The sequence below is a fragment of the Pseudomonas sp. SCPG-7 genome, assembly GCF_002156405.1.
In the GTDB taxonomy this organism is placed as follows: domain Bacteria; phylum Pseudomonadota; class Gammaproteobacteria; order Pseudomonadales; family Pseudomonadaceae; genus Aquipseudomonas; species Aquipseudomonas parakoreensis.
Genome location: NZ_MVOO01000025.1, coordinates 1 through 1152 on the forward strand (window position 1 = coordinate 1; position 1152 = coordinate 1152).

General features: G+C 61.3%; 1 protein-coding gene. It reads right to left on the minus strand.

Going from position 1 to position 1152, the window contains the following annotated elements; all coding sequences use genetic code 11:
• Positions 1–125 precede the first annotated feature (125 nt).
• Positions 126–1085 (minus strand): alpha/beta hydrolase, encoded by a 960-nt coding sequence (locus B1722_RS26810; RefSeq protein WP_086794919.1) that lies wholly within the window; start codon positions 1083–1085, stop codon positions 126–128.
• Positions 1086–1152: the final 67 nt, after the last annotated feature.

Sequence of the window (1152 nt, forward strand, 5' to 3'; positions counted from 1 at the left end):
GCGAGGGCCGAACGTCAGGGTAAAGCCCTTTGGTTACTTTGGGGCGTTTGCCAAAAGTGACCCGCCGTCAGGGCGGAACCCTAGGTGGCCGTTACCGCAGCAACGGATATTCCCCCCCACCCCGGTCAAGCCAAAGCAAACACCTCCACCAAGCGCCCAGCAATCAACCCCAGCGCCTCTTCAGCCTCATCAACAATCGCCCCCATCCGCATAAAGTCATGGGTCATGCCGGCGTAAACCTGCAAATCCACAGCAACCCCCGCCGCCTGCAAATGCCGGGCATACGCCACCCCCTCATCATGCAACGGATCACACTCGGCCAACACCATCAGCACCGGTGCGACATCGGCCGGAACTTCACCGAGCAACGGCGAGAAACGCGGATCGAAACGATCACTGGCATCACGCTGATAGTGCGCGTAGAACCACTGCAGCGAAGCCTTCTCCAGCAGATAGCCTTCGGCAAAACGCTCGATCGACGGCGTGCTGCGACTGGCATCTGCAACGGGATAAATCAACACCTGCAAACGCGGCTGCACAGCGGCAGCCGTCAGTTGCGCAGCCAGCACCGTGGCCAGGCTGCCACCGACGCTGTCACCAGCAATCGCCAGCCGCGCCGTGTCGATGCCCAGATCAGCCGCACTCGCCAGCAGCCAGTCCCAGGCATCGCGGGCATCATCGGCCGCTGTCGGAAAGCGATGTTCCGGCGCCAGTCGGTACGCCACCGACAGCACCACGCAATCAGCCAACGAAGCCAACGCGCGGCACAGCGAATCATGCGAATCGAGGCTGCCGACCACATAGCCGCCGCCATGGAAATACAACAATGCCGGACGACCGGCGCCCGCCTGCAACGGATGATTGCTGTAGATCCGCGCGTGCAACAGTGCGCCGTCACGCACCGGCAATTGCAGCTCATCCACCACGGCCAGTTCTTCACCGCCGGCGTCCATCAGCAACGAAGACTGATCAAATTGTTCGCGGGCCTCGCTCGGGGTCAGCTCATGCATGCCGACGCGTTTGCCACTGGCCCGGCCGTTGCCGACCAGTTGCAGAAATGCGGCGATATCAGGATTCAATGACATTCAAATCTCCAAACCGATCGGGCGCCATCAGCGCCCGATCGGTTTTACTTGGGTTTCACAGCAGGTT

Excerpts from the sequence above, each read along its gene's own strand:
- B1722_RS26810 (WP_086794919.1), bottom strand. The coding sequence starts at position 1,085 with ATGTCATTGAATCCTGATATCGCCGCATTTCTGCAACTGGTCGGCAAC.